Here is a 25,342-nt window from a genome sequence, read left to right as displayed (position 1 = left end):
GGCGTGGGCCTGGGGTGGGCGGGGCGTTCAGGTGCGCCCGACGGAATCCGAAGGAGTCGCCGAAGGCGAGGACGAGGATGAGGAAGGGGCAGTCCGGAGCGAAGGCTCCGGACCGCAACCGGAGCCCCGCTCACCCCAGGCCCACGCCGCGCCGGGCGTCGCAAGAACGCAATCCGAAGCCAAAAAATAGCCCCAAACAAAGCCCCTCAAAAAAATCACTGCCGCTGATAAACCTCACTCCCTTTCCGCACAAACTCCACCGACTTCTCCTGCATCCCCTTCTGCAACGCCTCTTTCTCGCTGACCCCCTGTGCCGCCGCATAGTCCCGCACATCCTGCGTGATCTTCATGCTGCAGAAATGCGGCCCGCACATCGAGCAGAAGTGCGCCACCTTCATCGAGTCCTTCGGCAGGGTCTCGTCGTGGAACTCCTTGGCGGTGTCCGGATCCAGCCCCAGGTTGAACTGGTCATCCCAGCGGAACTCGAAGCGCGCCTTCGACAAGGCGTTGTCGCGGATCGCCGCGCCCGGGTGACCCTTGGCCAGGTCGGCCGCATGCGCCGCGATCTTGTACGTGATGATGCCGTCCTTGACGTCCTTCTTGTTCGGCAGGCCCAGATGTTCCTTGGGCGTCACATAGCAGAGCATCGCCGTGCCATACCAGCCGATCAACGCCGCGCCAATGCCCGAGGTGATGTGGTCGTAGCCCGGCGCGATGTCCGTCGTCAGCGGCCCCAGCGTGTAGAACGGCGCCTCGTGGCAATGCTCCAGCTGCAGATCCATGTTCTCCTTGATCATCTGCATCGGCACATGTCCGGGGCCTTCGATCATCACCTGCACATCGTGCTTCCAGGCCACCTGCGTCAGTTCGCCCAGCGTCTTCAGCTCGGCGAATTGCGCCTCGTCGTTCGCGTCATAGCCCGAGCCCGGCCGCAGCCCGTCGCCCAGCGAAAAGCTCACGTCGTACGCCTTCATGATCTCGCAGATCTCTTCAAAGCGTTCATACAGGAAGCTCTCCTTGTGGTGCGCCAGGCACCACTTCGCCATGATCGAGCCGCCGCGCGAGACGATGCCGGTCATGCGGTCCGCGGTCATCGGAATGAACGGCAGCCGCACGCCCGCGTGGATCGTGAAATAGTCCACGCCTTGCTCGGCCTGCTCGATCAGCGTGTCGCGGAAAATCTCCCAGGTCAGATCCTCCGCCTTGCCGTCCACCTTCTCCAGCGCCTGATAGATCGGCACCGTGCCGATCGGCACCGGCGAATTGCGGATGATCCATTCGCGGGTCTCGTGGATATGCTTGCCGGTGGACAAGTCCATCACCGTGTCGCCGCCCCAGCGGATCGCCCACGTCATCTTCTCCACCTCCTCGCCAATGCCCGAGCTGACCGCGGAATTGCCGATGTTCGCGTTGATCTTCACCAGGAAATTGCGGCCGATCGCCATCGGCTCCACTTCCGGGTGGTTGATGTTGGCCGGGATGATCGCGCGGCCGCGCGCGATCTCGGCGCGCACGAATTCCGGCGTAATGGCGGCGGGGATGGATGCGCCGAACGATTGTCCCGGATGCTGGCGCAGCAGGCGCTTGACCATCTTCTCGCCGTCGGGGCCGCTGTCGCGCAACGTCTGCAGATAGTGTTCGCGGCGCAGGCTTTCGCGGATCGCCACGAATTCCATTTCCGGCGTGATGATGCCGCGTCGCGCATAGTGCATCTGCGACACGTTCGCGCCGGACTTCGCGCGGCGCGGGGGGCGCTGCAGGTCAAAGCGCATCGCCGTCAGCTTCGGATCGGTCAGGCGCGACTTGCCGTAGTCGCTGGTCGGGCCCGCCAGCACCTCGGTGTCGCCGCGTTCCTCGATCCACGCGCGGCGCAATGCCGGCAGGCCGCGGCGGATGTCGATCTTGACCTCGGGGTCCGTGTAGGGACCGCTACAGTCGTACACCGTCAACGGCGGATTCTTCTCTCCGCCGAACATCGTCGGCGTGTCGTCCTGCTCGATCTCGCGGAACGGCACGCGGATGTCGGGGCGCGAGCCCACTTCATACACGCGGCGGGATTTGGGCAGCGGTGCGACGGCCGCCGCGTCGACTTCGGCGGTGGCGGCCAGGAATTTGGGATTGGCGTTCATGGAAAGCTCCAAGCGAGTGGTTGGAGCCGATCGGGATGGACTCCCGCCTGGGCGTGCGAAGACGCGTGGCGGGAATACGCTCCCAGCATCGGCATTATCCGTACTGGTACGAAGGGACTCTCTCAACACGTCGCCGCCTGAAGAGCGGGACGAGTACCCCTGCGTGAACGCGAAGTATAGAGCGAAGACGACGCCGTGCATCCATCAACCTGCGCACCGCGTCCCGCCCAACGCAAATCGGCGCGGAAAACGTGCCGCCAAGCATGCTGGTATTACTGCTTTACATTTGGATTCAGTCTCGGCAGACACTGTCATTCAGGTTCGGTACACTTTTTTCCACACGCCGCGTGTACAGTCTTAGAGTCTTACCGTCCGGCATCAGCCCACTTAAGAAGGAATCGAGCATGCAACTGAACCTACGCACATTGGCGCCCGCCCTCGTAGTCGTGACATTGGCGCTAGCGGGTTGCAAGACCGCCCCGACTAAGACGTCCGACGCCGCGGCCACTCCCCAGGCGGGCCAGCAATCGACGGCCCCCGCCACCGCGACGCGCGTGGATTTCTACCTGGCCAAGCGCGAACCCGGCCCCGGCCTGCGTGAGGTCAACCTGCCCGACGGCAAGCTCTATCTTCAGGAAACGCCCGTCCTCACCCGCGCCGACCTGACCGACGCCGCCGCGCTGGTGGATCGCCAGGGTCAAAACTTCGTGGGCCTGCGCTTCTCCGAGGCCGGCACGCGCAAGCTCACCACGGTCAGCACCGCCAACGTCGGCAGCGTGCTTGCCCTGGTGATCGACCAGGAACTGGTTGCGGCCCCGCTCATCGGCGAACCGCTCAACCGCGGCGTGCTGGCATTCGGCGTGCCGTCCGCCCAGGCCGCCTCCGAAATCGCCGCCCGCATCCGCGGCGACGCGGTCACGCCGCCCGCGGCCGGTGGCGCCGCCCCGGCGCCCGCCGCCAAGCCCTGATCGGGGCAAACGCAAAAAAGCCCGGCTTGCCGGGCTTTTTTTCGTCCAGGGGGGCGGAGTTCGCGCGGCGCGATCAGCCGGGCTTGCGGCCCCGCGGCTTGATGCCGCGCCTAAGCAAGGTCGTTTCGATGAAGGTCTGCGTCAGCGCCTCCAGCATCGCGCGGTCTTCCGGCGTAAGCGACTCGAACTGCGAAGGCGAGATATTGGGGTAGGGCCAGGGCGCCATCGGACGGGGCCGGCCGCCGGGACGCGGCGCCGATTCGGCCACGCCCGATACCGGCAGCGTGTTGCTCAGGTCGTAGCCGTCCATGGGAAGCTCCATGGGACCCTTGCCGGTTTCCAGCCATTCGACCTCAACCTTCAGCACCTGCGCCAGCTTGCGCGCGGATCGGCTGGAATGCCGCAAACCGCTTTCGTAGCTGCCGATTGCACTTTGGGAGATGCGCACCAGACGCGCGAGCGCCTTCTGCGTGTGGCCACGTAAGAGACGCGCGTGCTTCAGTCGGTCTGAGAATGTTTTCACAAGGCGATTGAAGCTTGCTGATCTGTCACTTTGGTGGCTATAAGTATTACTTAGGTGATAACTGGCAAGGGCAACTTCATGCTGGAGCGGGGCGTCGTATTCGTCGTGCAATCTGATGAAATAGCCGGCAAGAATCTTGCCGCTGCGCTGCGTCAGTTCCGGTGGGACGTCCGCGTCTTCGACTCGCTGGCGGCGCTGCAGGAAACCCTGCCGCGCCACCCCGCCGACCTCCTCGTGTTGCGGGGGTCCTGCGCGGCCATGCCCGAGCTCATCGTCGGATTGCGCCGCGCCGCGCCGGGCGCTTCCGTCGTGTGGCAGGCCTGCGGCGCGTCCCCGGCCGAGCGGGCGGCCGCCCTGGATGCGGGGGTCGACGCCTGCGCGCCGGCCACCACCGAGCCGTTGGAATGGGATGCCCTGCTGCGCAGCCTGTACCGGCGGGCGCGGCGCGGCATGTGCGCATGGCGCGTTGTCGCGCCCGCACGCCTGCTGGTCGGTCCTGCCGGCGAGCGTCTGCCGCTCACCGTGCGCGAGCGCGCCATCCTCGTTCGGCTGTTCAATGCGCCGGGCCACTGCCTGCATCGCGAAAGCTTCTTTCCCGGCGCCGCAGGCGATCCCCTGGACGGTGCGCGCCGGGTGGACGTGGTCGTGTCGCGGCTGCGCAGCAAGGCGCGCCGGTTCAACATCGAACTGCCTGTGCTGGCGGTGCGGGGGTGGGGGTACATCCTGCTGCCCCAGGGCGTCGCCAGGACGCCGGCCGGGGCGGACAAGGGCTAGAGCACGACCAGATTGTCCCGGTGCATGAGCTCGGGTTCGGTCATGCTGCCCAGGATGCGTGCGATCTGCGACGACGGCTGGCGCAGGATGCGGCGCGTGTCGGCAGACGAATAATTGATCAGGCCCCGGGCGCATTCATGGCCCTGGCTGTCCACGCAGGCCACGACGTCGCCGCGGCCGAACTCGCCTTCCACGTCGGTGACGCCGATCGGCAGAAGGCTCTTGCCTTCGCGCAGCAGCGCCTGCACCGCGCCGTCATCCAGCACGACGCGCCCGCGCAACCGCAGGTGGTCGGCCATCCACTGCTTGCGCGCCGACCACACCGGCAGCACCGCACGCAGTTCGCTGCCGATGCACTCGCCCTGGGCCAGCCGCGTCAGCACGTTGCGCTCGCGGCCAGACGCGATGACGGTGTGCGCGCCGCTGTGCGCCGCGCGCTTGGCGGCCAGCACCTTCGTGAGCATGCCGCCGGTGCCGATGCCGCTGCCCGCGCCGCCGGCCATCGCTTCCAGCGCCGGATCGCCCGCCTGGGCGTGCGACATGAACGTGGCCTGCGGATTCTTGCGCGGGTCGGAATCGTAGAGCCCGCGCTGGTCGGTCAGGATGACCAGCGTGTCGGCTTCGATCAGGTTGGTGACCAGGGCGCCCAGCGTGTCGTTGTCGCCCAGCCGGATTTCGTCGGTGACCACCGTGTCGTTTTCGTTCACGATCGGCACCACGCCCAACCGCAGCAGCGCAAACAGGGTGCTGCGCGCGTTCAGGTAGCGGTGGCGGTCAGCCAGGTCCTCGTGCGTCAGCAGGATCTGCGCGGTGCGCAGCCCGTGCTCGGCAAAGGCGGCTTCGTAGGCCTGGCACAGTCCCATCTGGCCCACGGCCGCCGCGGCCTGCAGTTCGTGCATGACGGACGGGCGCTTGCGCCAGCCCAGGCGCGCCATGCCTTCCGCGATGGCGCCGCTGGAAACCAGCACGATCTGCTTGCCCTGCTTGTGCAGGGCGGCGATCTGCGCGGCCCAGTGCGCGACGGCGGCGCGGTCCAGGCCTCGGCCTTCGTTGGTGACCAGCGACGAGCCGACTTTGGCGACGATGCGCTGGGCGTGGGTGACGACGGAAACGACGGGTGATTCAGCAGACATGATGGCGGCCGGCTGCGGCGAAAAAAAGCGTAATCGTAGGGACTGCGATTATGGCTTATTCGTCGTCGCCGCGCGGCGCGGCGGGCTTGTCGGCGTCGGTGCGCTTGTCGTCAAAGCGCGGGTCCGGCGCCACGTAGCTGCCATCGGCCTGGTCCTGCGCAAGCTGTTCTTTCTCGCGTTCGGCGTCCAGGTAGTCCTGCAGCGCGTAGATCAGGTCCTGCGTGCCTTCGCCCGACAGCCCGGAAATGCCGAATACCGGCCCCTTCCAGTCATAGGTCTCGATGAAGCGGCGCTTGGTGTCCTCGGGATCGGGCACCATGTCCAGCTTGTTGAGCACCAGCCAGCGCGGCTTGGCAGCCAGCTCGGGGTCGTAGCGGCGCAGTTCCTCGACGATGGCCCGCGCGTCGGCCACGGCCTGCTCGACCGGATCGGCGTCCGGGTCGGGCGTGGATACGTCCACCAGGTGCAGCAGCACGCGCGTGCGCGCCAGATGGCGCAGGAACAGGTGGCCCAGACCCGCGCCCTCGGAGGCGCCTTCGATCAGGCCGGGAATGTCCGCCACGACGAAGCTGCGCGACGGCGACGTGCGCACCACGCCCAGATTGGGATGCAGCGTGGTGAAGGGATAGTCGGCGATCTTGGGCTTCGCGTTGGAAATGCGCGTGATCAGCGTCGACTTGCCGGCGTTGGGCAGGCCAAGCAGGCCCACGTCGGCCAGCACCTTCAGTTCCATGCGCAGGTAGCGGTGTTCGCCTTCCTTGCCCGGCGTCCATTGCTTGGGGGCGCGGTTCACGCTGGACTTGAAGTGGATGTTGCCCATGCCGCCCTGGCCGCCCGCGGCCAGCACGACCTTCTGGTCGTGGGTGCTCAGGTCGAACAGGACTTCGCCGGTCTCGGCGTCATGGATGACCGTGCCCACCGGCACGCGCAGGGTGATGTCGGGGGCGGCTGCGCCGTACTGGTCCGAGCCGCGGCCGTTTTCGCCGTTCTTGGCGCGGTGCAGGCGCGCGTAGCGGTAGTCGATCAGCGTGTTGATGTTGCGATCCGCCACCGCATAGATGGTGCCGCCGCGTCCGCCGTCGCCGCCGTCGGGGCCGCCTCTGGGAATGAATTTTTCGCGGCGAAAGCTCGCCACGCCATTGCCGCCTTTGCCGGCGACCACTTCAATGGTGGCTTCGTCTACGAATTTCATGGTGTTTGCGCGTGTAGTGGGTGAGGGCGGATGCCCGATTGGGGCGCCGCCGGGGGGCATGGGAGAGCTTACTCGCCCATTGCCTTAAAACAAAAAAGCCCTGCCGCACGCGACAGGGCTTTTGCCGTTCGGAAACGCGGCGGACCGCGTCCCTGACCGTATGCGTCCGCGGACTTGCCGTCCGCGGGCTGCTATCCGATTACTCGGCAGCGACGATCGAAACGGTCTGCTTGTTCAACGCGCCCTTGAAGCCGAATTGAACCTTGCCGTCGACCAGCGCGAACAGGGTGTGGTCCTTGCCCATGCCGACGTTCACGCCAGCGTGGAAGCGAGTGCCGCGCTGACGCACGATGATCGAACCAGCGGGAATCAATTCGCCGCCGAATGCCTTGACGCCCAGACGCTTCGATTCTGAGTCGCGTCCGTTCCGCGTAGAGCCGCCGCCCTTTTTCTGTGCCATGTTTAGCTCCTGCTAAGTGGTACCGAGTCGCTTCTTAAGCCGTGATGGCTTCGATGCGGATTTCGGTGTAGTTCTGACGGTGGCCCTGACGCTTCTGATAGTGCTTGCGACGGCGCATCTTGAAGATCTTGACCTTGTCGTGGCGGCCTTGCGCAAGAACCGTTGCCTTGACCACGGCGCCGGAGACGAGGGGCGTGCCAACTTTCAGTTGGTCGCCTTCGCCCACGGACAGCACTTGGTCCAGGGTGATTTCTTGCCCAATGTCAGCCGGTATCTGTTCTATCTTGAGTTTTTCGCCAGCGGCAACGCGATACTGCTTGCCACCGGTTTTTACGACCGCGTACATGGGGTGTTCCTTAAATAGGTAAATGGGTTCGTTCACGCTGCCAGCCCTGCTGGGCATGGATGCCGTCTTGGCGGGCTCAAATGGCGGGCTCAATGAGATGGACTCAAAGCGTTGGGGTCAAAGCGTTGAACTCAACGGCGGGCTCAAAGAATCTGGGCACCGGATCGCCAAATGGCTTGCAAGTAGCTTGCGTAAACAACCGACGTAATTCGGCCATTGCTGACCGAATCCGAGATATTAGCCCGGGACTTTCCGAAAGTCAAAAAGCTGTTGCAGGCTAAGGGCTTAGGTGTGGCGTCGAGGCTTCACGCGCCCGGGATCACGCGCAGGGCGATGTCGCGCGCCACGCGGCGGATGCCCTCCGTGGCGTCGCGGCGGTGGGCGTCGTCGAGGCGGTCGGCGGGGATGGACGTGCTGACCGCCACGCGTTTGCCCAGCGGCGTGACGCCGACAAAGGCCGCGTAGCACACGAGGCCGGCCGCGACTTCCTCCTGGTCCTCGGCCAGGCCCTGCCGGCGCACGGCGTCCAGTTCGCGATGCAGGCGCGCCGCATCGGCAATCGTGCGGTCCGTCACGCGGGGCAGGGTCTGGGGCAGGCGGGCGGCCAGCTCCTCGGGCGGCAGGCTGGCCAGCAGGGCCTTGCCCAGCGCGCAGGCATGCGCGGGCAGCCGCAGGCCCAGGTCGGACACCAGCCGTACCGGCCGGCGCGCGTCTTCCCGCGCGAGGTAGACCACGTCAAAGCCGTCCAGCGCGGCCAGTTGCACGACCTCGTTGCAGCGGCCCACGAACGCGCTGGCGGCCTGGTGAAAGGCGGCCTGCAATCCGTCGTGGCGCAGGTAGGCGGACCCGAGCGCCATCAGTTCGAGTCCGATGATGTAGCCGCCCTCCTGGCGCTCGATCCAGCGGCGCTGTTCCAGGCAATCGAGGAGCAGGTACAGCGTGCTCTTGGGCAACTGGCAGGCCTGCGCCAGTTCCGCAGCCTTCACGGGCGTGGGGCGGCTGGACAAAACCCGCAGGATGTCATGCGTGCGCCGGACAGCGGGGACGTCGTAATCGTTGGCCATGGCGACTGGGATTCCAATATATTGGACCAAAAAACAAGATATTGGACATGATAAATGAAGTCCCCTAGACTGGCCCGCAGCAGTGGATCCGCCACCATGGCGATGACCTATTAAGCCTATATAAGCAAGCGAGGAGACGTCATGAACGAACACAATATGCTGCCGGCCGATCTGTCCCAGGCCTTGCTGGTGGGCCGCGTCTGGCGGCCCGGCCCGGTGAATGGGCCCAGCGTGGTCCTGGTGCGGGACGGCGAGGTGATGGACATCACCGCCATGGCGCCCACGGTGTCGGACCTGCTGGACCGTCCCGACCGCGTGGCGCTGGCGCGCGAGGCCAGGGGCGAATCCCTGGGCGACGTGCGCGCGCTGATGTCCGCCAGCCTGCAGGGCCAGGAAGGGCCGCGCCTGCTGGCGCCCTGCGATCTGCAGCCGGTGAAGGCGGCGGGCGTCACCTTCGCGATCAGCCTGCTGGAACGCTTGATCGAAGAAGAAGCCGGCGGCGATGCCAGTCGTGCGGAAGAGATCCGTGTAAGGATGCAGGGGCTGATCGGCTCCGACCTGTCCCGGCTGCGTCCCGGATCGCCCGAGGCCAATCGCCTGAAAGCGCAACTGGTCGAGGCCGGCCAGTGGTCCCAATACCTGGAGGTCGGCATCGGCCCCGACGCCGAAGTCTTTTCCAAGACGCCGCCCATGGCCTCGGTGGGGTTTGGCGCGCGTATCGGCGTGTTGCCCGAGTCCTTGTGGAACAACCCGGAGCCGGAGATCGTGCTGGCCGTCGACAGCCGGGGCGAGGTGGCCGGCGCCACCCTGGGCAACGACGTGAACCTGCGCGACATCGAAGGCCGCAGCGCGCTGCTGCTGACCAAGGCCAAGGACAACAACGGTTCGTGCGCCATCGGCCCGTTCATCCGGCTGTTCGACGGCGACTTCACGCTGGACAGCGTGCGGCAGGCCGACGTGTCTCTGCGCATCGAAGGCCCGGACGGTTTCGAGCTGGACGGCGTCAGCCACATGCGCGAAATCAGCCGCGACCCGCTGGATCTCGTGCGCCAGACCTGCGGCGCCCACCACCAGTATCCCGACGGCTTCATGCTGTTCCTGGGCACAATGTTTTCACCGACCAAGGACCGCAAGGGCCCCGGCACGGGCTTCACCCATCTGCCGGGCGACCGCGTCGTCATCGCCTCGGAGCGCCTGGGCGCGCTGGTCAACGAGGTGCAATCGACCAGCGCGATCCCGCCCTGGACTTTCGGGGTGCGCGCCCTCTACGCCAATCTGGCGGCGCGCGGCCTGCTGCCCCACGGGCGCTGATCCGGCCAGCGGATCCGACCCGGACAGGGCGCGCGGCGGCGGGCCCTGTCATGCGTGGCGGGCGTGCCCGGATTTCCCACGCACTCCCCGTATAATCCGTGGTCGAATCCCCCGCCGACCGCTGGCGGGCCCAGCGGTAAGAGCCGTCACGCGGCTCGCTTCACACTTGTCGGATACGTCTTGAATCTCCCCGCGCTCATTGCCCCCATTGCTGACGATATGAAAGCCGTCGACGCGGTTATCCGCGAGCGGCTGAATTCCGATGTGGTCCTGATCCGCACGATCGGCGACTACATCATTGGGGCCGGCGGCAAGCGCATGCGCCCGGCCATGGTGCTGATGGTGGCGCGCGCCCTGGGGTACGAAGGCACGCATCACCAGCTTCTGGCCGCCGTGGTGGAATTCATCCACACGGCCACGCTGCTGCACGACGACGTCGTGGACGAATCGGACCTGCGCCGCGGCCGCGAAACCGCCAATGCCGTATTCGGCAACGCGGCCAGCGTGCTGGTGGGCGACTATCTGTATTCGCGTTCGTTCGAGATGATGGTCGAGGCCGACTCGATGCGCATCATGAGCATCCTGTCCGAAGCCACCACGGTGATCGCCGAGGGCGAAGTGCTGCAGCTCCTGAACGTGCACGATCCGGACGTGTCCCAGGAGCGCTACCTGCAGGTTGTGCGCTACAAGACCGCCAAGCTGTTCGAGGCCGCCGCCCAGGTGGGCGCCGTGCTGGCGGGCGCCACCCCCGAGCAGGAGGCCGCAGCGGCCGCCTATGGCCGCCACGTGGGCACCGCGTTCCAGCTGGTCGATGACGTGCTCGACTACAGCGGCGACGCCGCCGCCCTGGGCAAGAACGTCGGCGACGACCTGCGCGAAGGCAAGCCGACCCTGCCGCTGATCCGCGTCATGGAAGTCGGTACGCCCGAGCAGCAGCAACTGATCCGCGACGCCATCAAGACGGGCGACGCCGACTTCGCCGCCGTGGCCGCCGCCATCCAGGCCACGGACGCCCTGGAACACGCCCGCCTGGCCGCCGTGGCCGAGGCCGACCTGGCCCGCCAAGCCCTTTCGATCTACCCCATTTCCCCTTTTCAAAATTCTCTGTTAGAATTCTGCGCTTTCGCGGTGAATAGAGATCGTTGACGAAATCGTTGATCAAAACGGCAGCGAAAACTTCGAAGCGAAAAGCAGTAGCAGTAGCAGTAGCAGTAGCAGTGGCAGTAAACACATACCGACGGTACTGAGCGCCGCGGGATGTAGCTTGAAAGAGCAAGTAGTAAAAATCGGGGCGTAGCTCAGCCTGGTAGAGTACTGCGTTCGGGACGCAGGAGTCGGAGGTTCGAATCCTCTCGCCCCGACCACTTATCTGTGGTCGAATTCTTGAAGGTGTTTCCCGACACCTTTGGCTGAAAGCCGGTATCGCGCAAGCGTACCGGCTTTTTTGCGTTTGGGCCTTCGGACGCAAAATGGACGTGGCGGCATGGCGATTGCTGTTGAAGCGAAATTCAGAATACCGCCGCTCAAAAAATGCACCTGAAAACATTTCCAGAGCATTTCCGGAACATTTCCAGATCGTGTCCGGAAGGTTTCATATTGCCCCGAGCGATAAATAAATAACCGCGGAAATGGATTATTCGTTTTTTCAGTTTGGTTAAACCGGAACAAGAAAAACGACTTTTAATATTTGTTCACAATTAAGCCCGGATCCAGTGTTGCAGTTTGTGTAATGAATGTAATTCTTTGAGGGAATTCCCGGGTTTATTACGGGCCGGTCTGACTCATTTCCACAGCAATAATAATTTTTAGAAAAAAGTTTGCTGTTCTGCCCATCTACGATTCGTTGGCTCGAAACTTGGCATGCCTGTGTAGGTATCGAGTTGTAATAAATCCCAGCAATATGTCCGCCCTGATACGGCAAACGTATTTCGATTTCATGTCGATTTCGTTTGTCGGCGGGCGTCGATTTCTAGTGTCTGCGACACGACGAAAACAGTGAGGTCTCCCGTGGTAAAGAGAATCGCAGTGTGTGGCCTTGGATATGTCGGCCTGCCCGTGGCAGTGGCATTTTCCAGGCGCTTTGATGTCATCGGTTTTGATGTGGACAAGCGGAGAATCGCACGGCTGAAAGAGGGTGATGACTGGACCGGCGAGATCGAGCGCGACGTATTGCTGGCTTCCCCGATGCAGTTCACCGACAAGATATCGGAACTGGAAGGGTGCGACTTTTTCGTGGTTGCCGTTCCGACGCCCGTCGACGAGAAAAACAACCCCGATTTTTCCCTGCTGGTGCGGGCCTGCCAATCGATCGGCCCGGTGCTGCGTCCCGGATGCATCGTGGTATTCGAATCGACCGTCCACCCCGGCGCCACCGAGGAAATCTGCGGCCCCGAGCTTGAGAAAGTGTCCGGCCTGCGCTGCGGCGTCGATTTCAAGCTGGGTTACAGCCCGGAGCGCATCAACCCGGGCGACCGCGAACACCCGCTGGAGAAAATCGTCAAGATCGTTTCCGGCCAGGACGCCGAATCGCTGGACGTCATCGCCGGCGTCTACGAGCAGATCATCGACGCGGGCGTGCACCGCGCTTCCTCCATCAAGGTCGCCGAGGCGGCGAAGGTGCTGGAAAACACGCAGCGCGACATCAATATCGCGCTCATGAACGAAATGTCGAAGATCTGCGACCTGGTCGGCATCCGCACGTCGGAAGTCCTGGCCGCCGCAGGCACCAAGTGGAATTTCCTGAAGTTCACGCCCGGGCTGGTGGGCGGGCACTGCATCGGCGTCGATCCTTACTACCTGACGTCCAAGGCCCAGGAACTGGGCTATCACCCCGAAGTCATCCTGTCGGGCCGCCGGATCAATGACGGCATGGCCGCCCACGTCGCGTCGCGCGTGGTGCAGACCCTGGCCCGCAACGGCCGCCTGAACGCGTCCACCCGCGTCGGCATCCTGGGCATGACGTTCAAGGAGAACGTGCCCGACATCCGCAACTCGAAGATCGTCGATCTTTACAACGCCCTGGGCCAATACGGCATCACCCCGATCGCGTGCGATCCCATGGTCGATCAGGAGCAGATGGAGCACGAGTACGGCATCAAGCTCGTCGAGCGCGATCAGTTCCGCGACATGGACGTCCTGATCCTGGCGGTGCCGCACCGCGAAACCATGGAAACCATCTGGGAAGACCTGCCGCAACTGGTCAAGAACGGCGGCATGGTGTGCGACTTGAAGTCCGTCCTGGATGCCAAACGGCTTCCGGCCGACCTCTTGTACTGGACGCTCTAGTTCAGGCGCGCAATCCATCAATCCAGGAGAGACCCTGAATGACTGCATTTACCATTGCTCCGATAGGAACCTGCCGCATCCACACGCCGCTGCGCGATGCCGTGGGACGCTACCCCATCAAGCTGCAACTGGGCCGCAACTACGGCTTCGTGCACACGGCCGCGGAAGCGCTCCAGCAGGCCCGCTTCATGTTCGGCCAGGGCGACATCCCCGCCGACGTCCAGCGCCTGATCTTCCGGCCCTCGAATGGCGAACAGGCCCGCAACGGCACGCATAAGCCGGCCGACCTGTACATGGTCGAGCTGTCCTCGCGCAAGCTGCTGGCGATTGACGGCTATCCCATCCAGTCCAATTACCTGGGCCGCTATTTCAGTGAGTTCTTCGCCGACCGCGCGCGCACGCGCTCGTTCTGGTCGATGGCCTCGGCCGAGCGCCTGGCCGAGCGCCGCGCGCTGCTCGATCAGGATCCGGTCTTCAAGAGCCTGAGCCCGGACGACCGCGACCTGCTGGCCCGCATCGTCAAGCGCGACCAGACGGACGAGGAGATCGAGCAGGAGATGCGCCAGCTCGTCGAGCTGCTGGGCCGCGACAAGGTCGTCTTCGTCACGCACGTCAACGCCCACACGCCGGACAACGTGCCCATCGAACAGCGCCAGCAGTTGATATCCGCGATCACCGCCGCCGCCCAGCGCATCGGCGTGCCTTGCTACGACCCGACGCCGCTGATGAACAAGATCGGCCAGGCCGACGCGATGGAAAACGGCGGACTGGACCTGACTCACTACACCCCGGTCTTTGCCGAGCGCCTCTATACCGACTGGTTCAAGAATTTCATCCGCCCGCGGATGGGCTCCGCGACGCCGCAACCCTCCGCGCCCAAGCTGGGCGCCGAAGACAGCGCCGAGCGCATCGAGAAGCTCTGGGAATCGGGCGAGCTGCGCGAGGCCTCGCGCCGCGTGCGCGACGTGCTGCGCCGCTTTCCCGGGCTGCAGGACCACGTACTGCTCTTTGCGCGCTTCCAGGAAGAGCTGGGCGACTACGAAGGGTCGCTCGCGCTCCTGGGCACCGCCGATGGCGCCCTGGCCTCGGGCAGCAAGGCCGAACAGATCCTGATGCGCAACCAGTTCAAGCTGGGCCGTTATGACGTGGCGTACTCGCTTGCGGCCGGCCTGCTGGGCGATGAGATCGAAACGCCGGAAATCGTGCGCATCGCGGCGGTATCCGCGGGCCACCTGGGGTACGTGGAGGAAAGCCTGGGCAACTGGAAGCAGTTGTTCCGCATCAGCGACGCTGACGACGCGATGGCGGTGGAAGCCGCCGACACGGTGCTTTCGCTGCTGCAGACGGGCGGCGACATGGAAGCGGCCATCCGCTGGGTCCAAGAGGTCCGCGCGGCGATCCCGAGCTACGGCCGCGGTTTCGCGGTGCTGTGGCGCGACCGCCTGCTGGCGGGCGACCGCGAGGCGCTGCGCGAGCTGGCGACCGAGCATCCTTCGCTGGACGAGGGCGCCGCGCTGGAACTGGTCAAGGAAGCCTCGTGGCGCGGTTGCATCATGGCTGCGGCGACGCTGGCGGCCTCGTGCGGCCTGGCCAAGAGCGAGCAAGAGCCCATCGGCGAATGGCTGCAGGCGCAGTCCGCGACCTGGGCCGAGGAAGGCAACCGCGCGCTGGAGGAAGGACGCCTGCGCGACGCGGCCGAACGCATCTGCGCGCACCGGCTGCTCAACCCCGACGCGCTGGCTGGCGCCCGGGCACAGCGCGCGTTCGAACGCGCCATGCGCCTGGGCGTGCGTGCCGCGCTGGTCGCCGGCAACCACAAGGAAGTGATCGACCTGACCAACCTGGCCATCGACACCAACGTGGACTTCCCCGAGCTGCACGCCATGCGTGGCCGCGCAGCCGATGCGCTGGGCGACAAGAAGACGGCGATGCGCCACCTGGAAGTGGCTGCCACGGGCGAGGCCGCGCCGTTCAGCGCCAAGCTGCACTTTGCGCGCGTGGCCTTCAATGGCGGCTGGTTCGGTGAAGCCATCGACGCGTACAAGGACGTGCTGGCCCACCCGGGCGCCGACCAGAGCGCCAAGGACGAGGCCGAGCGCCAGTTGGGCCGGCTTGGACCGCGCGCCATCCGCGGCGCCCGCGAGCTCCTGTCCAACGGCGAGCATCAGGCCGCGTGGAGGCTGCTGGATCGCGTGGCGCAGTCGTGGCCTGGCATGCCGGAAGTGGAGCACGAAAAGCGCCGCATCCTGGCCTATCTGTACGCCGAAGCGCGCGGCCTGGAGCCGTCCAGCACGACCGAGCGCCTGGCGCTGGGCGAACGCATCGTGTCGCTCGTGCCTGACGATCCCATCGGCCTGCGCCTGGCCGCGGTCGGCGCCATGCGTCTGCATCGCTTCGAGCAGGCCCTGCCGTACTGGAAGCAGCTGCAGGAGCGTTCCGAGAACCCGTCGCAGTACGACCACTACATCGAGCGCTGCCTGGTCTGGATCGAGAAGCTCAACCGGAGAAAGGCGGCATGAATCCTCCTCTGATTACCGAGCGAGCGGACGCCAAGTCCGATCTTCAGCAAGTTCAAGCGCAGTTGGAGGAAATCGTTGCGGCATCGGGGCGGGTTCAAGTCGCTCAGGAAAACCTGGCGCGGGCCAAGGCGCTGGCCCACGATCACATGGAGGACTCGAAGGTCCGCTTTCTCCTGCTTCGCCTGCAGGAGTCGGCGGGCCTGAACGAGGGCATGGCCGAGCAATGGGCGACCTTGCTCGAGGAATGCCCGGATGACCTGCAGATCGTGCGCTATTGCGCGACGCGGCTGGTGAAGGAACGGCACCTGGACGAAGCCATGGCGCTGGTCGACCGTCACCTGCCGGCGGAGACGACGAATCCGGATCGCCTGTTCTCGCGGGCCAAGCTGCTGAGCGACATTCGCGCGCACGAGCAGTCCGACGCGCTGTTCCGGCGTCTGATCTCGCAGCACACGGATCGCAACATGCGCGTCGAGTTCGCCAAGCGCCTGCGCAAGCGCGGGCTGCTGGCCGACGCGTGGGACGCGATCGCGCCCGTGGCCAAGCACCTGACGCCGGGCAGCAAGGCGGCCGAACTGGCCGAGGGGCTGGCCAGTGACTACGCGTTCTATCAGCGCTTCGAATCCGAAGAGGGGCTGGCGGGCAAGGACGTGCGCATCGTGTCGATGAAGCACGCGATCCTGCACTTTCGCAATCGCAAGATCGCGGAGAACACGCCGGAAAAGCCGGTGTCGGTGGCGCTGGTCACCGGCAGCCTGGGACCCGGCGGCGCCGAGCGCCAGTTGACTCGCCTGGCGGGCGAACTGACCCGTCTGGCGGCGTCGCCGGAACTGCAGCCACCCGACATCCTGATGCGGCCCAAGAAGGTCGAAGTGCTGGTCAAGCAGCACACCGAGCCGTCCGGGTCGCCGAAGAAGCAGGACGACTTCTTCCTGCCGGTGCTCACCAAGGCGCAGATTCCGGTCACGGAGATCAACCGCCTGCCGGCGATCTCGGTGGCGCACCAGTCCGTGCCTGAAGGCAACCTGGGCCGTCTGCTGGAGCAACTGCCCCCGCCCGTGCACTACGGCGTGACGCGGCTGGCGCCGGTGTTGCGCGCCAACCGGTTCGACGTGGTGAGCCTGTGGCAGGACGGCACGTGCCTCTTTGGCGCGCTGGCGGCGCTGCTGGCCGGCACGCCGACGATCCACCTGGTGTTCCGCGGCCTGCCGCCGAACATCCGCAAGGACCGTTTCCGCGAAGAGTATCCCGAGCTGTTCCAGGCCTTGGCTCAGGTGCCGGGCGTGGTGTTCGTCAGCAACAGCCGCAAGGCCGCTGAAGCGTATGCCGAGTGGCTGGACCTGCCGCTCGCGCGCTTCCACATCCTGTACAACGGCGTGCCCGACCTGGCAACCGATGCATCGGACGCCGACAAGGAAAAATGGGAAGCCTTCCACGAGCGCACCAAGGACGCCACGGAAACGATCGGCGGCGTGTTCCGCCTGGAGCCGGACAAGCGTCCGCAGCTCTTCATCAAGCTGGCGGCGCTTTACCTGAAAGAGCGGCCGCAGGCGCGCTTTTTCCTCGTGGGCGACGGACGCCTGCGCGAGAACATCGAAGCGCTGGCGCTAGAGCACGACGTGCTGGAACGCCTGTTGCTGGTGGGGCTGTCGAATCACGTGGGCTTCTGGTATTCGAAGATGGACGCCAGCGTGCTGTTGTCGCGCTACGAAGGCCTGCCGAATGTGCTGATCGAGGCGCAGTTGCTGGGCGTGCCGGTGATTTCCACGCCGGCCGGCGGCGCGGAAGAGTGCTTTGTCGAAGACGAGACGGGCCACCTGCTCAGCTGCGTGGACCATCCCGACATGCACGAGGCATGCGAGAAGGTCCTGAACATGGTGGACCAGGTGCGCAGCAATGCGGACATGCGGGCAAATAGCCGCCAGCGGGCGCAGAAGCTGTTCTCGCTGGACGCGATGCTCACCAAGTTCATGAGCATCTGCATGCCCGCCATGACCGAGTCCGATAACGACGAGCGCATCGACGTGGCGCCCAAGCGCCGGATGCTGGCGTGACACCGTGACACGCAGTCGCTCTTTTTTAAAGTGTTGAAGCTGAAGGAACCTATGCTAATGAACGTCCCGGCCCTGGGCGCGCGGCGCTACGCGACGCTTGCCATGCTGCTGCTTGCAGCGCTGACACTCTCGGGTTGCCAGCTCCCACGGTCCGGCCCGATGCTCAGCGAAATGACCGGCGCTCACGATGACAAGGATGTCATCGTGATGCCCGTGTCGCGCGAACTCGCGCAAAAGAGCAGGGTTCCCGAGGTGGCCGATTTTCCCGTGCGTTATCGCGACCTGACACAGGCGGGATTCGACAAGCTCGTGCCGGGCGACGGCATCAACGTGAAAGTGTGGGAACGCGGCGGACTGGGCGTGTTCGCCGCGGATCCGTCCGGCGTGAGCGACCTGGGCAACCAGGACATCGACAGCGCCGGCAACATCACGTTTCCGATCATCGGCAAGTTCCGGGCCCAGGGCATGACGCTGGGGCAATTGCATGACGCCATCGTGGCGCGCTTGAGCAAGCTCGTGGTTGGCGCCGACGTCAGCGTCACGCGCGCGGCCGACGCGCGCGGACAGATGGTGACGGTGCAGGGCAACCTGACCAAGCCGGGCATGTATCCCATCACGCAGACCGCCCAGCGCCTGAGCAGCGCGCTGGCGCAGGCCGCGCCGGTGCAGACGAATCCCGAGCAGCTCATCATCAGCCTGCGCCGCGACAACCAGGTGGCCTCGGTGCGGCTGGCGGACATCTACCGCAACCAGAACAACGACATCCTGCTGCGCTCGGGCGATGTCATCACCGCCTACGATGCCAAGGAATTCCTGACCGTGCTGGGCGCGGCCGGCCAGCAAGGCCGGGTTGAGATCAGCAAGCGCAACTACAGCGTGCTGGACGCGCTGGCCGATTCCCGCGGCCTGGACGACAAGCTGGCCGATCCGCGTTCGGTGTTCCTGTTCACGCCCGCGAAGGCCGGGGCCGAGGGCAAGCCGGACATGCTGCCCGTGGTTTACCAGTTTGACCTCACGCGGCCGGAGCAGGTGGCGCTGGCGCGCGAGTTCACGGTTCATGAAGGACAGGCCATCTATATCTCGGATGCGCCGTTCACGCAGGTGCAGAAGGTGCTGTCGGCCTTCCGCGTCACGATGAGCGCCGGCTTCAGCGCCACGCGAGCCATCGACAGCGATTCGGGCGGAAGTTCGACCGGCGTTTCCCAATAGCGTGTCCATGAGTAACGAGGACCGGATCAAGGGCTGGCGCTCGCGCCGGAAAGCAAGCAACTACACGGTGGGGTCCGGCGTCGCCAACTGGCGGCTGGATCCGGCCGCGCTGTTCGAGGCCAAGGCGCCGCCGGCGGTCCTGTTCAAGCCGCTGCTTGCCCGCCTGCAGGGCGAGCCGCACGATTCCGTGGCGGCGCGGCGGGCGGTGTACGAGGCCGTGCAGGCGGAGCTGGAAGCGGAGATCGAGCGCGGCAAGGTCGATGAGACCGTGGCCGACTTCTCCCGCCGCCGCCTGCGCATCATCGTTCGGCTGCTGGAGCAGGACATCCGCGCGGGCGTGGAAGTGTTCGCGCCGGGCTACGTGCCGGCCAAGCTGGTGGCCGAGGACGAGCGGCTGGCGGCCGCGCATGCGCGCCGCGTGGAGCGGCGCAAGCAGGACGAGGCACGCGAAGCGCGGCGTCATGCGTCGCGCAACGACATCGCGCTGGAGATCGAGGTCGCGCAAAGTGAATCGGGCGACCTGGCGATCCTGCGCGACCGGCTGCGCCACTTGCACGAGGGGCATTCGCAGGATACGGCCGGCCACCGGCCGATCGGCCGCACGCTGATGGCGATGTTCATCTATCAGCTGCGCGTGATGCACGGCGAGAGCCGCATCGCGCTGGTGTGGGCGCTGGTCGGGCCCGTGGTGCTGCTGACGCTGATTTCGTCGCTGTACATCCTGATGGGCACGCACTACATCCTGGGCATGGACGTGCAGACGTTCTCGCTGCTGGGCGCGACGACCTGGATCATGTTCCGCCAGATCGCCTTCCGGAGCAGCACCGCGTATGTCTCCGCGCGCGGCCTGCTGAATTTCCAGGGCGTCACCCCGCTGATGTGCGCGCTGGTGCAGGCCATGATCTATGTCTCGGTGTACCTGGTGGTGTTCGCGGTGCTGATCACCGCGGGCCACGCGATCGGCCTCATCACGCTGCCCAAGAGTTGGGCCGGCTTTATCACCTTCGTCGTGCTGATGGGGGTTGCTGGTGCCGCGATGGGCGTGCTGTTCGGGTCGATTGCGACGTACTGGCACTTCTTTCTTCGGCTGGCGCCGATCATCGAGCGCGGCCTGCAGATCTTCGCCGCCGTCTTTTTCGTGTCGGAGCAGTTTCCGGAGCAACTGCGGCCGTGGTTGCTGTGGTCGCCGCTGGCGCATGGCATGCAGCTGTTGCGCTCGGCGTACTTCCAGGCGTACCAGTCGCACGACGCCAGCCTGGGGTATTTCCTGACCTCGCTGGTGTTCATGATGGTGATCGCCCTGGTGGCCGAGCGCCTGGCCCGTCCCAATGTCCAGCCGATGTGAGGGTGAGGAATGATCCATCTGAATGGCGTAACCGACGAACCCTATGCCTTTGGCAGCCGGCAGCCGCTGCTTGCCAATGCCACGCTCGACATTCCGGCCGGGCGCTATGCGCTGCTGTCGCCCACGCCGGAAATGCACCGTCAGCTGGTGGACGTGCTGTGCTGCCTGCGTCCGCCGCGCCAGGGCTTCGTCAAGCACGACGGCAACGTCTCGTGGGCCATCGGCCGGCAAGGCTTCATCCGCGGCAAGGCCAACGGCCTGAGCATGATCGACTTCGTCAGCGAAATGTACGAGATCGATCCCGGCGCAACGTACGAACTGGTCGCGGACCTGATCAGCGATCCCAAGATGCTGGCCAAGCCCATGGAGCATTGGCCGCTTTACGTGCGGCAGGAGTTCTCGTTCGCGCTGGCGCTGGCGCCCGCGTTCGATGTCTACGTGATCGAAGGGAGCATCCCCTTCGAGCCTTGCCGTTTCACCCGGCTCTGGCTGGCTCTTTTCGAAGAGCGGCTGGTGGGCCGGACACTCATTTTTTCCAGTTATCGCCAGAATCAGTTGGCGGATTATTGCTTCAAAGGCTTGATCTATGAACGAAGCGCGCTCAGCATCGACGACGACCTCGACCAGTGCCTCCGCAGGTATCCCCCGCGACGATCACGGAGCGACTCCGGCACAGGCGACGACGTCCTCGGAGGCGGCTTCGACGAAGGCCAGCTCGGGTTCTGAAGGCGGATCCGAGATCGAACGCCGTCGCCGCGAACGGCAATCGGCGCTGCGCGAGCGGCGCCGCCATCGCTGGATCAATGCGCTGATTGTCCTGGTGCCCGTGGTGCTGGCGCTGATCTATCTGTCCTTTGTCGCCACGCCGCGCTATGAGGCCGAGTCGCGGTTCTTCGTGCAGTCGGCGTCCGGCCAGCAGGGCGGCGGCGGCGCGGCGGCCAGCCTGCTCACGACGGGCAACTCGGGCGGCATGCTCGGCGGATTCGTGGACGGGTGGGCCGTGGCTGACTTCCTGAAGTCGCGCGACAGCATGCAGCAACTGGACAGGAAAGTCGGCCTGCGCCGCTATCTGACGAACGACGGACTGGATCCGTTCAACCGCCTGGCCGAGGATTCCAGCGAAGACGACCTGTATCGCGCCTATCAGGCGTCGGTGCACGTGTCGTTCAACGCGCTGGAGCAGATCGACGTGCTGCGGGTCAGCGCGTTCTCGTCGGAAGACGCGGCCACGCTGTCCAAGGAACTGATCGGCCTGGCCGAGCAGTTCGTCAGCTCGATGAACGAGAAGGGCGTGGCCGACAAGCTGAAGGTAAGCGAGGAGTCGGTCAAGTTTGCCGAGGAGAAGGCGCTGGCGGCGCGGGACGCCCTGACGACGTGGCGCACGAAGCACGGCAACATCGACCCGAGCGCGACGGTGTCCATGCTGCTCAACCTGTCCAGCCAGCTGGAAGGCGAGCTGAGCAGCGCGCAGATCAACCTGGACAAGATCCGGGCCCTGAACAACAAGGACCACTTCATGCTCAAGCCGGCCCAGATGCAGGTGGCGGCGCTGAAAAAGCGGCTCGCGTCCGTGCGCCAGCGCCTGAGCGGCGATGGCAATACGGAAGCGAAGCAGCTCAAGGAATACGAAGCGCTGCGCAATGCCCAGGTGTTCGCGGATTCGAACCTGACGCTCGCGCAGCAGTCCTACCAGCAGGCGATGACGGACGCGCTGCGCCTGCAGCGCTATCTGTCCATCATCGCGCAACCGGTACCCACGGACCGGCCCAGCAGCCCGCGCGCGGGCATCCTGCTGCTGCAGGCGCTGGCGCTGGGTTTTGTGCTCATGTTCATCGCTCGGGTGGCGATGGCATTGTTGAGGGGTCTGCGTCATGGTTGATACCGCTATCGAAAGCCGCCGGGTCGACGCCGGCGCCGAGCCGCAGGACGCCACCGCGCGCCTGCGGGATGTGATTGGACAGATCCGGGCCTCGGCCCAGCCCGAACGCGACATGGCGGCGCTGGATCCCGCGCTGCGGCAGGCCAGGGACGGGTGGCGCGAGGTTCGGCGGCTGCTGGTTTCGCCCTACGTGAAAGAGGGCAGGCTGGTGCCCGCCGTCGCCGCGCTGGAGACGCTGATCGCCGCGCATCCCACGCGCGCTGACGACCGACGCCTGCTGGCCAGCCTGCTGGGCCGCCTGGAGCAGTGGGACAGGGCCATTGCCGAAGCCGACGCCGCCGCCGGCATCGAACCCGGCAATACGGCGCTGCATGCCGCGCGCATCCAATTGCGCGTGCAGGCGGGCCGCGTGGACCAGGCGGCAGAAGTCGCCCGCACGACCCTGCCGCTCGCGCAGAGCGCGCCCGAGGACGCGTATGCCTGGTTGATGGCCTTCGTGCGCAATGGCGACGTCGCCGAGGCGTCCGGCATCGCAGCGGCGCTGGATCCGGACAAGCTGCCTAATGAACGGGTGGCGACGATGGCCGTGCGCGCCCTGCTGGCCGACGGCCGCACCGCCGCGGCGATCCGCCTGGGCGACGGTGCGCTGCGCGCGGGCCACGATTGCGCGGCGCTGCGTTCGTCGCTGGGGTTGGCACACCTGCGGCGCGGCACGGAAGAAGACCGCAAGACGCACGCGCTGGCGCATTTCGAAGCCGGTCTGCAGGCGGCGCCGGACGACGTGCGGCTGCTGACGCTCCATGGCGAAACCCTGCTGCGCGCCGGCCGCTACAAGGAATCGGTGGCGCCGCTGGAGCGCGCCATCGAATTGGCGCCCGACCTGGAGCAGACACGCGGCCTGTACGCCCGCGCGCTGCGCTACACCCTGCGTTACGACGAGGCGGCCGACCAGATGATGAAGCTGCTGGAAAAGTCGCCCGACAACCTGCTGTGGCAGCGGTCCGCCATTGGCGCGCTGTCGCAGGCGGGCCGCAAGGAAGAGGCCGAGGCGATGTTCCTGCAGTACGTCGCCAAGCGCGGCGCGAAGTTGCCCGAGACGTTCCAGGAAGCCCTGGCGCGCATGGAAGAACAGCTTGATTCCGCGCCGATCCCGAAGGCGCGCCTGGACTGGGCCTGGTCGATGCGTGGCGACACGTCCATCGACCGCGCCACCTGGGAACACCGCGCGCGCTGGGGCCACCTGATCGACCATCTGCTCTTCGACTGGCTGGAATGCCGCGAGGAGCGGGTCGAGGAAGCGATGGAAATGCTGGGCGAACTGGACACCGGCGAGCGCTTCTTTGCGCCGCTGCTGGCGGCGGGGCGCGGCGTCGTGGTCGCCACGGCGCATGTTGGTCCGATGTACGCCGGGCTGATGGCGCTGGAACTGGTCGGCATCCCGTCTCGCTGGCTGGCATCGGCGCCCAGCATCGCCCGCAGCAGCTATGCCGAGGCGCTGATTTCCACCGCCGACCAGACCGAGGCGCAGGTCGCCAAGTCGTGCATGCGGGCAATCAATTCGGGCTTTGTGCTGTGCCTTGCCATCGATGGCGCGGCGAATCCCGCCGCGCCGCGCACGACCTTCGAAGGGCAGGAGGTGACCTATTCGGGCTTCGCGGCCCATCTGGCCCATCGGATGAACGTGCCCTCGGTGTTCTATGCGCCGCGTTGGGAAAACGGCCAGGTGGCCTACACGCTGGAAATGCTGCCGGCCGCCAATCCGGGCGAGGACGCGCAGGCGTACGCGCTGCGCTGGCAGAAGGCGTACTTCGAACACCTGCGCAACCACCTGGCCGGTCCGCCGGAGAACCTGCGCCTGAGCGGGGGTATCTGGCGCCATGTGACGGCCGCGGACCCGACCGCGCAAGAATAGGAGCACGCGGGATGCTTGCACGAAAGAAAGTGATGGCCTGGCTGGCGGCGCTGGTCGCGCTATATGGCAGCGCCGCCGTCGCGGACGAGCGGTGCGGCGCGCCGACGGAGCAATGCCCCTTCGTGTCCGAGCTGCTGCAACAGCGCGAAGGCTACGGCGCCAAGGCCACGGGCGGGCTGGGCGGCAGATTCATCGAGGTGACCTCGGACCAGGACTCGGGACCGGGCACGCTGCGTGCCGCCCTGAAGCAGGCCAAGAAGGGGCCGACGTGGATCCGCTTCGCGTCCGACATGACCATCGTGCTGGAATCGCAGTTGCGCGTGCCTTCGAACACGACGATCGACGGGCGCGGCAAGCGGGTGGCATTGATCGACGATGGCCTGGGCGTGTATGGCGTTAAGAACGTCATCCTGACGCATCTGACCATCGACGGGCGCCTGAACCGGCTGACCCAGGCCGTGAACGTGGCCAATGGCAGCCGGGACGTGTGGGTCGACCATATGGACCTGTCCCGGATGTCGGACCGCCTGCTCAATGTGAAGAACGGATCGACCGACGTGACGATCTCGTGGACCAAGTTCCACAACTCGAACAAGGTCATGCTGCTGAACAACATCACGTCCAAGGACCTCTTTCACAACTACGAGCGCGATGCGATTGCGCGCGTGACGCTGCACCACAACTATTTCTTCAACACCGTGCAGCGCAACCCCCGGGCGCAGTTCGGCACCTTCCACCTGTTCAACAACCTGGTTGAGAACTGGGACTTCTACGGCATGAGCTTCAGCCTGGAGGCCAAGGCCCTGGTCGAAGGCAACATCTTCAACAACGACGCGCAGCGCAAGTGCGTGGAGCCCGAGTTTTTTCCCACGGTAGAGGGCATCAACGTGAACTACTGCCGCTACATCCCCATCGCGCCCCAGCGCAGTGCGCTGGACAACGGCGAGTCCGACCGCGGCGCCTACGAAAAGCGCAAGGACGCGCACGGCTATACCCGCGATTACAAGGCTTTCCTTCGGTTGAAGGACAACCTGTACCTGGGCGACGCGAAGCCGGTGCTGCAGGACTACCGCCCGGACGCGGTCCCGACGCCGCCTTATTGCTACGGCTACGAAAAGGCGACGCCGGAACTGGCCGAGAAGATCCGCAAGTTCGCGGGCAATACGTCGGGGGACACACCGCTGCCGCAGTCGCGGACTGGCGCCGGTTGTCCACCGTGATTTCATCATTTAAGTAGCC

Annotated in this window: 20 protein-coding genes, 1 tRNA gene and 1 riboswitch; of the genes, 14 read left to right on the top strand and 7 right to left on the bottom strand. The window is 65.5% G+C overall.

Annotation, left to right across the window (positions count from 1 at the left end):
• Positions 1 to 215: 215 nt before the first annotated feature.
• Positions 216 to 2,129: a phosphomethylpyrimidine synthase ThiC gene (thiC, locus tag BMW75_RS02675; RefSeq protein WP_076517514.1), complete on the bottom strand. Its 1,914-nt coding sequence runs from the start codon at positions 2,127 to 2,129 to the stop codon at positions 216 to 218.
• 63 nt (positions 2,130 to 2,192) lie between these two features.
• Positions 2,193 to 2,300: riboswitch (TPP riboswitch) on the bottom strand.
• 233 nt (positions 2,301 to 2,533) lie between these two features.
• On the opposite strand from thiC, the gene BMW75_RS02670 reads away from it, so the two are divergent.
• Positions 2,534 to 3,097, top strand: a complete 564-nt coding sequence (locus tag BMW75_RS02670) for a SecDF P1 head subdomain-containing protein (RefSeq protein WP_092576412.1) — start codon at positions 2,534 to 2,536, stop codon at positions 3,095 to 3,097.
• Between the two features lie 73 nt (positions 3,098 to 3,170).
• Here BMW75_RS02670 and BMW75_RS02665 read toward each other — a convergent pair whose 3' ends face one another.
• Entirely contained in the window at positions 3,171 to 3,620 is a 450-nt protein-coding gene (locus BMW75_RS02665; protein WP_175493077.1) for a helix-turn-helix transcriptional regulator, read from the bottom strand.
• Between the two features lie 54 nt (positions 3,621 to 3,674).
• Between BMW75_RS02665 and BMW75_RS02660 the strand changes: the two genes are divergently transcribed.
• Positions 3,675 to 4,394: a response regulator transcription factor gene (locus tag BMW75_RS02660; RefSeq protein ID WP_254791925.1), complete on the top strand. Its 720-nt coding sequence runs from the start codon at positions 3,675 to 3,677 to the stop codon at positions 4,392 to 4,394.
• On the opposite strand, the gene proB is transcribed toward BMW75_RS02660, so the two are convergent.
• The 5 genes from proB to BMW75_RS02635 all read right to left on the bottom strand — a co-directional run bounded on the left by proB (position 4,391) and on the right by BMW75_RS02635 (position 8,589).
• Entirely contained in the window at positions 4,391 to 5,527 is a 1,137-nt protein-coding gene (gene proB, locus BMW75_RS02655) for a glutamate 5-kinase (protein WP_076517508.1), read from the bottom strand. The genes BMW75_RS02660 and proB overlap by 4 nt on opposite strands.
• A 55-nt stretch (positions 5,528 to 5,582) precedes the next feature.
• Positions 5,583 to 6,719 (bottom strand): GTPase ObgE, encoded by a 1,137-nt coding sequence (gene obgE / locus BMW75_RS02650; protein WP_092576406.1) that lies wholly within the window; start codon positions 6,717 to 6,719, stop codon positions 5,583 to 5,585.
• A 199-nt stretch (positions 6,720 to 6,918) separates the two neighbouring features.
• Complete coding sequence (rpmA, locus tag BMW75_RS02645; protein ID WP_006389959.1) at positions 6,919 to 7,179, bottom strand: 50S ribosomal protein L27; 261 nt, start codon at positions 7,177 to 7,179, stop codon at positions 6,919 to 6,921.
• A 34-nt stretch (positions 7,180 to 7,213) separates the two neighbouring features.
• Positions 7,214 to 7,525: a 50S ribosomal protein L21 gene (gene rplU / locus BMW75_RS02640; protein ID WP_006216228.1), complete on the bottom strand. Its 312-nt coding sequence runs from the start codon at positions 7,523 to 7,525 to the stop codon at positions 7,214 to 7,216.
• A 305-nt stretch (positions 7,526 to 7,830) separates the two neighbouring features.
• Positions 7,831 to 8,589, bottom strand: a complete 759-nt coding sequence (locus BMW75_RS02635) for an IclR family transcriptional regulator (RefSeq protein WP_092576403.1) — start codon at positions 8,587 to 8,589, stop codon at positions 7,831 to 7,833.
• A gap of 141 nt (positions 8,590 to 8,730) precedes the next feature.
• Here BMW75_RS02635 and BMW75_RS02630 point away from each other — a divergent pair, with 141 nt between their 5' ends.
• The 12 genes from BMW75_RS02630 to BMW75_RS02575 all read left to right on the top strand — a co-directional run bounded on the left by BMW75_RS02630 (position 8,731) and on the right by BMW75_RS02575 (position 25,323).
• Positions 8,731 to 9,900: a fumarylacetoacetate hydrolase family protein gene (locus tag BMW75_RS02630; protein WP_092576399.1), complete on the top strand. Its 1,170-nt coding sequence runs from the start codon at positions 8,731 to 8,733 to the stop codon at positions 9,898 to 9,900.
• Between the two features lie 180 nt (positions 9,901 to 10,080).
• Positions 10,081 to 11,046 (top strand): octaprenyl diphosphate synthase, encoded by a 966-nt coding sequence (ispB, locus tag BMW75_RS02625; RefSeq protein ID WP_076517504.1) that lies wholly within the window; start codon positions 10,081 to 10,083, stop codon positions 11,044 to 11,046.
• A 141-nt stretch (positions 11,047 to 11,187) separates the two neighbouring features.
• Positions 11,188 to 11,264 (top strand) — tRNA-Pro (locus BMW75_RS02620).
• Between the two features lie 661 nt (positions 11,265 to 11,925).
• Positions 11,926 to 13,185: a nucleotide sugar dehydrogenase gene (locus BMW75_RS02615; protein ID WP_083714209.1), complete on the top strand. Its 1,260-nt coding sequence runs from the start codon at positions 11,926 to 11,928 to the stop codon at positions 13,183 to 13,185.
• Positions 13,186 to 13,223: 38 nt separating this feature from the next.
• Positions 13,224 to 15,704: a hypothetical protein gene (locus BMW75_RS02610; protein WP_092576397.1), complete on the top strand. Its 2,481-nt coding sequence runs from the start codon at positions 13,224 to 13,226 to the stop codon at positions 15,702 to 15,704.
• Positions 15,701 to 17,758, top strand: a complete 2,058-nt coding sequence (locus BMW75_RS02605) for a glycosyltransferase (protein ID WP_092576394.1) — start codon at positions 15,701 to 15,703, stop codon at positions 17,756 to 17,758. The genes BMW75_RS02610 and BMW75_RS02605 overlap by 4 nt, the downstream gene beginning before the upstream one ends.
• Before the next feature lie 51 nt (positions 17,759 to 17,809).
• Positions 17,810 to 18,967, top strand: a complete 1,158-nt coding sequence (locus tag BMW75_RS02600; protein ID WP_076517499.1) for a polysaccharide biosynthesis/export family protein — start codon at positions 17,810 to 17,812, stop codon at positions 18,965 to 18,967.
• 7 nt (positions 18,968 to 18,974) lie between these two features.
• Positions 18,975 to 20,312, top strand: coding sequence for an ABC transporter permease (locus BMW75_RS02595; RefSeq protein WP_092576391.1), 1,338 nt, complete (start codon positions 18,975 to 18,977; stop codon positions 20,310 to 20,312).
• Positions 20,313 to 20,321: 9 nt separating this feature from the next.
• A complete protein-coding gene (locus tag BMW75_RS02590) occupies positions 20,322 to 21,038 on the top strand; it encodes an ATPase (protein WP_076517495.1) in 717 nt (238 codons plus the stop codon).
• A gap of 121 nt (positions 21,039 to 21,159) precedes the next feature.
• A complete protein-coding gene (locus BMW75_RS02585) occupies positions 21,160 to 22,191 on the top strand; it encodes a KpsE/RkpR family capsule polysaccharide export protein (RefSeq protein WP_172805905.1) in 1,032 nt (343 codons plus the stop codon).
• Complete coding sequence (locus tag BMW75_RS02580) at positions 22,184 to 24,103, top strand: tetratricopeptide repeat protein (RefSeq protein WP_092576387.1); 1,920 nt, start codon at positions 22,184 to 22,186, stop codon at positions 24,101 to 24,103. Before BMW75_RS02585 ends, BMW75_RS02580 begins: the two co-directional genes overlap by 8 nt.
• Before the next feature lie 11 nt (positions 24,104 to 24,114).
• Positions 24,115 to 25,323, top strand: a complete 1,209-nt coding sequence (locus tag BMW75_RS02575) for a pectate lyase family protein (RefSeq protein WP_092576385.1) — start codon at positions 24,115 to 24,117, stop codon at positions 25,321 to 25,323.
• The last annotated feature ends 19 nt before the right edge of the window (positions 25,324 to 25,342 follow it).

Origin of the sequence: Achromobacter sp. NFACC18-2 (genome assembly GCF_900108985.1) — a bacterium.
Taxonomy (GTDB): domain Bacteria; phylum Pseudomonadota; class Gammaproteobacteria; order Burkholderiales; family Burkholderiaceae_B; genus Achromobacter.
Note: the sequence above shows the minus strand (reverse complement) of the source record. Positions and strands in the feature narration are given on the sequence as shown.